The sequence below is a fragment of the Microcystis sp. LE19-41.2A genome, assembly GCF_027530405.1.
GTDB classification, from domain to species: Bacteria; Cyanobacteriota; Cyanobacteriia; order Cyanobacteriales; family Microcystaceae; genus Microcystis; species Microcystis aeruginosa.
The window spans coordinates 1-7,172 of sequence record NZ_JAPZQJ010000241.1 but is presented as its reverse complement, the minus strand read 5'-3'; the positions used below and the strand labels follow the sequence as shown (position 1 = coordinate 7,172).

General features: G+C 42.1%; 8 protein-coding genes and 1 pseudogene. 5 read left to right on the top strand and 4 right to left on the bottom strand.

Features of this window, described 5'->3' with window-relative positions; genetic code table 11:
- Both O9290_RS10695 and O9290_RS10690 read right to left on the bottom strand, forming a co-directional pair.
- Window positions 1-211 (bottom strand): annotated as a pseudogene (locus O9290_RS10695) (Uma2 family endonuclease); the annotation flags it as partial.
- Between the two features lie 160 nt (window positions 212-371).
- The gene (locus O9290_RS10690) at window positions 372-611 is read right to left on the bottom strand and encodes a hypothetical protein (RefSeq protein ID WP_002758556.1); all 240 of its coding nucleotides are present in this window, start codon (window positions 609-611) and stop codon (window positions 372-374) included.
- Between the two features lie 8 nt (window positions 612-619).
- Here O9290_RS10690 and O9290_RS10685 point away from each other — a divergent pair, with 8 nt between their 5' ends.
- Window positions 620-886 carry a glutaredoxin family protein gene (locus O9290_RS10685; RefSeq protein ID WP_002758558.1) on the top strand — a complete coding sequence of 89 codons (267 nt, stop codon included), beginning with the start codon at window positions 620-622 and terminating at the stop codon, window positions 884-886.
- A gap of 237 nt (window positions 887-1,123) precedes the next feature.
- On the opposite strand, the gene O9290_RS10680 is transcribed toward O9290_RS10685, so the two are convergent.
- Both O9290_RS10680 and O9290_RS10675 read right to left on the bottom strand, forming a co-directional pair.
- Complete coding sequence (locus tag O9290_RS10680) at window positions 1,124-2,305, bottom strand: serine hydrolase (RefSeq protein ID WP_288055879.1); 1,182 nt, start codon at window positions 2,303-2,305, stop codon at window positions 1,124-1,126.
- Window positions 2,306-2,332: 27 nt separating this feature from the next.
- Window positions 2,333-3,133 (bottom strand): RNA methyltransferase, encoded by an 801-nt coding sequence (locus tag O9290_RS10675; protein WP_288028014.1) that lies wholly within the window; start codon window positions 3,131-3,133, stop codon window positions 2,333-2,335.
- Between the two features lie 36 nt (window positions 3,134-3,169).
- Here O9290_RS10675 and O9290_RS10670 point away from each other — a divergent pair, with 36 nt between their 5' ends.
- The 4 genes from O9290_RS10670 (at window position 3,170) to O9290_RS10655 (ending at window position 7,036) form a co-directional block, all read left to right on the top strand.
- Window positions 3,170-3,325 carry a DUF2256 domain-containing protein gene (locus O9290_RS10670; protein WP_071825010.1) on the top strand — a complete coding sequence of 52 codons (156 nt, stop codon included), beginning with the start codon at window positions 3,170-3,172 and terminating at the stop codon, window positions 3,323-3,325.
- A 440-nt stretch (window positions 3,326-3,765) separates the two neighbouring features.
- Window positions 3,766-4,914, top strand: coding sequence for a glycosyltransferase family 4 protein (locus O9290_RS10665; RefSeq protein WP_147072712.1), 1,149 nt, complete (start codon window positions 3,766-3,768; stop codon window positions 4,912-4,914).
- Between the two features lie 9 nt (window positions 4,915-4,923).
- Complete coding sequence (locus tag O9290_RS10660) at window positions 4,924-6,258, top strand: TrkH family potassium uptake protein (RefSeq protein ID WP_002758562.1); 1,335 nt, start codon at window positions 4,924-4,926, stop codon at window positions 6,256-6,258.
- An 88-nt stretch (window positions 6,259-6,346) separates the two neighbouring features.
- Window positions 6,347-7,036 (top strand): potassium channel family protein, encoded by a 690-nt coding sequence (locus O9290_RS10655; RefSeq protein ID WP_079210125.1) that lies wholly within the window; start codon window positions 6,347-6,349, stop codon window positions 7,034-7,036.
- Window positions 7,037-7,172: the final 136 nt, after the last annotated feature.

Sequence of the window (7,172 nt, the reverse complement as noted above, 5' to 3'; positions counted from 1 at the left end):
AAAAATCTCGCTGTTTCAGTTGTCTTTCGTTATAATAAATAGTCAAATTGCCCGAGGCATAGTAATCGTTTCTATCTTGCCAGAGCCAATCAAGACAAGATAATAATAAAATAATTTGTTGTAAATGCAGATCACTTTCCACGGGTGGTTCATCACTCCATAAATCGGTGGGAGGACAGACAATATCGGTAGCAATATCTAGGGTTGTCATCGTTTATAAACCCATTGAGTCAATTTGGGGTGATTCTAGCAACAAGGGACAATCAATACAATTATATTATAAGTCCGATCGTTTTGCTTGTATATAGGGTGTTAGGAGTCGGTCGGGGAAGTCAGAATGACCATCACCTCAATCCCCTTGGTTGAAGGACTTATAAAAACCAGAAGAAAGCAACTAAAATAGCAGTGAGAGTGGCGGCAAAAATGAGAGCGTATTCAATTTTTTGATTGATAATACCAATAACAATGACTAGGGTGATTGCCAGAAGAAACACACCGATATAGACTAGATCTTGAGAACCTGAATTAACTAAATTATTATTTAAAGTCGGTGTGGGTGTGGGAGTTTGTAGAATTGTTGATGAGAGACTAATCGTGGAGGTAATGAACATAAATATTTATGACTACCATAGAACTAATTTTATACAGTAAACCGGACTGTCATCTTTGCGAAGGGTTGCTAGAGAAACTAGAAAAAATCCGTCAACCGGAGTGGCAGTTAGAAATTAGGGACATTACCAGTCGAGAGGATTGGTTTAACGCTTATCAGTACGAAATCCCCGTCCTCTGTCAAAAACTGGCCACGGGGGAAAAAATCCTTCCTCGTCTTTCCCCCCGGGCAAATGCCGAACAATTGGCCCATCTTTTAGCCAATAATTTAACCTAGGGGCTAATTAGGGTTTGCTTAATAAATCTAAAAACCTTGTTGGATAAGACTTTTAGACTTTTTTTCCCTCAAAAAGTGCCAGCCATTGCGGGGATCGGGGGCAAAATTCCTGGACTTTTTCCCTGAAAATTAGGTAATTGACCACCTGAAAATGGGTAAAACCCCACACCCCACACCCCACACCCCACACCCCACACCCCACACCCTACCCCCACGAAAAACTTTTTGCCGCAAACCCTAATTACCCGGACTAGGACTAACGACTGGACTAGGAGAGGGAGAAGACTGGGCGACTGGTTGCGGTTTGGCTGCCGGTTGAGTTTGATACCATTTAAAGTGTTGGTAGGCCGTGCGCGATATTTGTTGAATCAGAGTCCTAGCGTTACTATCATTGTGGGGACGTTTCACCATCACTGCTCCTAGATAGCGTTTCCCGTTGGGCATATCAATAATCCCCGCATCCGCTAACATCGAGCCAATATCACCGGTTTTATGGGCAATATCGGCGGATTTCTCGATACCTTGGGGCAGCAGGGTGCGAGTGCGCGTTTCCTGCATAATATTCAATAGACGATCGCGGGAACGTAAACTGAGTAATTCCCCTTGATTAACTTTTCCTAAGATTGTCACCAAATCTCTCGGACTTGTGGTATTGGTTCCTTCCAAGTCTGGTAAAGGGTTATTAATTACCGTACTGGTCAAACCCCAAGCTTGAAAACGCTGATTAAGAGCCTTTTTGCCGCCCATGCGCTTAATTAACATATTAGTAGCGGTATTATCGCTAATTACGTTCATTTTAGTGGCGGTTTCTAGGGCAGTATAGGTTTTATTCACTCCTAGATACTGCATATCCCCGGACCCACTGGCCAGGACATCCTTAGTGGCCACAAGGGTTTCATCGAGACGAATTTTCCCCGCGTCCACATCCTCAAAAAAGGCCACCAGAATCGGGATTTTAATCGTACTAGCGGCAGCAAAAATAGTATCTTCTCGAAAATTAGCGTAAGCACCGTTATCGAGGTCAATAAATAAAGCTCCCGCCTTTAATTTCGGATATTTGACCGCTAAAGCCTGTAATTTCTGGTTAAGGCTGCTGAGATTTTCGTTTAAAACTAAGGTGGTCGGTTTTGGGGTGACGGGTTTGGGAGTCGGGGAATTAGTAGCGGTGGGTTTTGGGTGTAGGGGTAATTTGCTTGGATCCACCACCGTTAAAACCGTACCAGCGATCGCACCTAAACCGACACCAAGGATAGAGAAGCGAAGAACCTGAAGGAGAAAAGAGGCGATTAGGTTAGTTTTACGCTGTTTTTTTGCCCTTTTAACCGGTAAAGACTTTTTTTTGTTGTTTAAGTCCATGGACCTAGGGGACCCAGGGCCAGATTGGACTTTAGTAGGACGACGAGTTACTTGACGAGTCACGGTTTTCCTCAAGGGTATCCAGATTTATTATCGATCGCTAGGAGAATTTTTTTTCTTGCCCTTGAGACTATCAAGACCGAGAAAAAGTTGCCCGATACTTTCAATATGACCGATAATGCCCCGCAGCAGGGCTAATTCCTCCACCGTGGGCCGGGCCCGATGATAAAATTGCCGGAATTTCTCCATCCTAGCGGCGGCGGTGTGGGGGTAAAGATAGCCAATTTTGAGCAAAAAGCTCTCCAAGTGCTGATAATAGCCTTCTAGAGCCTCAAAAGTGGCATTGGGGAGCGTTTCTAACGGGGGTTCGAGCCTATTTTCCGTCGCCATTTGGTACAGTTCGTAGGAGCAAACCGCCACCGCTTGGGCCAGATTAAGGGAGGAATATTGAGGATTAGCGGGAATACCGACAAAACGCTGGGCGTGGTTCAGTTCGCTGTTACTTAAACCCCGGTCTTCTGGCCCGAAAATTAAGGCCGATTCCAGGTTAGGGGTGAGTAACCAGGGTAAAGCAGCCCGGGGTGTTTCGAGGGGAGTATTCAGGTGACGGGGTTTCGAGGTGGTGGCAATGATGCGATGACAACCCTGCAAAGCTTCCCCAAGGGTGGCTACCCGTGAACAGTTTTCTAGGACTTCAATTCCGTGTACTGCCATGCGTCGCGCTTCTTCTGCAAGGATATCACAGGCGGGATTGACGATAATTAAGCGACTTAAGCCCATATTCCGCATAATTCTGGCAGTGGAACCCACATTTAAGGCTCCGGCTGGTTCAACTAAAATAATTCTCAGGCGATCACGTGGGGAACTCTGATTATTTTCATCTACACTCATAGATAAGGCGCAGTTTTTGACTTTTTAATTTTAATCATGGCACGTCAGATATCGAAGTCCGATCTTCCCAGTAAAATTTGTCCCGTTTGCGGTTTATCCTTTACTTGGCGCAAAAAGTGGCAAAACTGTTGGCATGAGGTCAAATACTGTTCAGAACGCTGTCGTCGTCGCAAGTCCTCGGTGAATCAGTAGATCTCCTGCAAACAGCAAAAATCTTCCCTTAGGTGAGGAGACGGTCGACAGGAGACGGTCGACAGGAGACAGCTTATCAGGGATCAGATTTGAGTTTTTAGTTCACTGTTTACTAATCCGGTGAAAAAGCGTTCGACTGAGGGCTGACGGTTTAGATGGATAATTAATTAAACCTCTTGCATAATTAATTTTTCATGGTTCAAAAACGGCAAAAATAAGGATTAAATGGCATAAAATCTGCAAATAGACCATTTAATTGATTAATGCTCATTTTTAATTCTCCTGACTACTGACTACTGGCTACTGACTCCTAACCCTAACAACGATTTTTGATTTCTGCAAGAGGTCTATTGTTTTAGGTACTCTATTAGCTTTTAATTTTACGGCTAATTTAGTAAGCTGATATTTGGCTAAATTAACTTTTTCTTAAGAGAATCTCAATGCACATTGCCTGGTTAGGAAAAAAATCTCCTTTTTGCGGTAACGTTACCTATGGGCGAGAAGTGACTAATTCCCTGCTCGATCGAGATTATCAAGTCAGTTTTCTGCATTTTTCTTCCGAAAAACCCACTGTCAGCGATTGGCCCGACTTTTACGACGAAATCACCCTGCCACGTCTCTATAGTTCCCAAGTCTATACTATTCCCACCCTGAAATCGAGTCGGGTTCTACAGGATAAGCTCAGGGAACTGAAACCCGATCTAGTTCATGCGTCCTTACCCCTGTCTCCCCTCGATTTTCTGCTACCGGAAATTTGTGAGTCTTTAGATTTGCCTCTGGTGGCGACTTTTCACCCGGCTTTTGATAGTAAAATTCGCAATCTCATCTCTAGTACCCAATTATTAACCTACCAACTACACGCCCCTTTTTTAGCTAATTACGATAAAGTAATTATTTTTTCCACCTCTCAACGGGATTTTTTAGTTAAATTGGGAGTTCCCGAAGAAAAATTAGCAATTATTCCCAATGGGGTTGATGTTAATAAGTATTGTCCAGGACCCTCGAATATTAAAGCTCAATATAATGCCGATTGTTTATTTGTTTATCTCGGTCGGATCATGCCGGAGAAAAATGTAGAATCTTTATTGAAAGCTTGGAAAAAAACCAGTTTAGGTGATAGATGCAAACTGCTCATTGTGGGCGATGGTCCGTTAACTCCTTCCCTTAAACCTTTTTATGGAGAAGAAGATGGTATTATCTGGTTAGGTTTTATCGGCGATGAAAATAAACGAATTGAAATTTTGCGCGGGGTTGACGGCTTTATTTTGCCCTCATTAGTGGAAGGTTTATCGATTTCCCTCTTGGAAGCGATGGCCTGCGGTGTTGCTTGTCTGGCTACGGATGTGGGGGCCGATGGGGAAGTGTTAAAAGGTGCGGGAATAGTTCTAGATACTAAAGGACTAATTACCCAATTAAAAACTCTCTTGCCCGTATTACGAGATCATCCCGAATTAACAACAATTTTCGGACAAAAAGCCCGTCAAAGAGTTTTAGACTCTTACAGTCTCAGCAAAAATATCGATCGCTTACAGTTAGTTTATCAAGAAGTGTTAGCCAAAAAACAATCTTCTCTTAGCTACTTTCACTAAGGAATTTATATGACGATTGCCCGGACAATTTGCTTGGGATTTATTGCGGTAATTTTAGCGGGAACTTCCCTGTTGATGTTGCCTGTTTCTACCACTAGCGGCACTTGGAATGACCCAATTGTTGCCCTCTTTACCTCCACTTCTGCTGTCTGTGTTACGGGTTTAGCAGTAGTAGATACGGGGACTTATTTTTCTTTTTGGGGTCAATTATTTATTGCTTTATTAGTGCAAGTGGGAGGTTTGGGTTATATGACCACTACCACTTTTTTAATGTTATTAATTGGGCGAAAATTTGACCTGAGACAGAAGTTAGCGATTCAAGAATCCTTCGATCGACCTTTCCTACAAGGTAGTCAAAGTTTAATGAAATCAGTGATTGCTACTACTCTAGTTTTTGAGTTAACAGCAACTTTGGTTATGTTAACTGTCTTCGCCCAAAAGTATGATTTTAGATATGCAGTGTGGTTATCTTTATTTCATAGTATTAGTGCTTGGAATAATGCGGGTTTTGGCTTGTTTAAAGATAACTTGATGTCCTATCAATCCTCAATTATTATTAACTTAGCTATCACAGGATTGATCGTTTTTGGAGGTATCGGTTATCAAGTAATTATCGAGTTTTACACTTGGTTTATTTACCGCTTTCAATATAAACGAAAAGGCTTTGTTTTTTCCCTTAACTATAAAGTTGCTATCAGCACAACTATATTTTTATTAGTGATAGGAACCTTGGCTTTTTTACTTACTGAACAGGGAAATGGTGACACTTTAGCTAATTTATCACTTAAAGATAAATTGCTGGCCGCTTGGTTCCAATCGGTAACATCGAGAACAGCCGGATTTAATACCATTGATATTGGTAAAATTTCCGTAGAAGGTTTATTAATTACCATGGCTCTCATGTTTATAGGAGCCAGTCCTAGCGGTACAGGGGGAGGTATTAAAACCACAACTGTTAGGATTTTATATAATTGTACTCGCTCGGTTTTAAGAGGTCGTGAAGAAGTGACTCTTTATCAAAGACGCATTCCTATGCCGTTAATTTTAAAGTCAATGGCGGTGGTTTTTGGTTCGGTTATAGCGATTATTGTCTCCACCCTAGCCATCTCATTTGTGGAGACAGATTTTCAAATGATTCAGCTGTTTTTTGAGGTAGTTTCTGCCTTTGGAACTGTCGGCCTATCTATGGGGATAACCGCCGCTTTATCGCCGATTTCTAAGTTAATTATTGTTTTTATGATGTATCTGGGACGGGTAGGAGTTATACTTTTAATAGCGGCTATCATCGGCGATCCGAAACCAACAGTTATTAATTACCCCGAAGAAAACCTTTTAGTGGGATAATTAATATCAGTTATCAGTTATCAGTTTCTCCTGTCTCCTCACTCATTGACACTAGCATTTTAAATGCGTAACAGTTTAACTTCAAATTATGCAATCAATTAAATTTTTTAGTAGTATGCGTCCCCAAAATCGTCAATTTGCCGTCATCGGATTAGGCAGATTTGGGCGCGCCGTCTGTGAAACCTTACGCAAACAAGGTTATCAAGTGGTAGCGACAGATATTGACGAAGGATTAGTAGCACAAGCGTTATCCGATCGAATAGTAGATAATGCGATCGAGCTTGATTCTACCAAACCTAACGCCCTGCGAGAAGCGGGAATTTTTGAAACCGATACGGTGATTGTCGCTATTGGTAAATACGTGGAAGAAAGTATCATTACTACTCTCAATTGTAAGGAAGCGGGGGTTAATTTTGTCGCCGCTAAAGCCTCCACAGAAATCCATGGAAAATTACTCAAAAAAGTTGGTGCAGATTTAGTAGTTTTTCCCGAATACGATGCTGGTTGTGAGTTAGCGCACCGTTTAACTAGACCATCAATTTTAGAACGATTTGATCTCGATCCCGAACATAGTATTGTCGAGTTAAAAGTCCCGGAAGCTTTTCACGGTAAAACCCTAGCAGAGTTAGAAATTCGTAATCGTTATGGGTTAAATATTGTCGCTGTCGGTAATGCGGAAAAATTCAAGATTAACCCCAATCCCCAAGAAAGATTATACAAGGATTTAGCCATGGTGGTGATTGGTTCTAACCGAGATATTCAGCGTTTACCGATTTGACACTCCCCGCTCTAAAGAGACGGGGATTCTTGGTTCACAGAGATTACTTGCTTAGACAGAATTGCTTCTGAAAAAGTAGAGGTATTCTCTCCCCAAGCGTTTATTGGATCGAGCCCAAAGGTTCCGGTATGCCCTA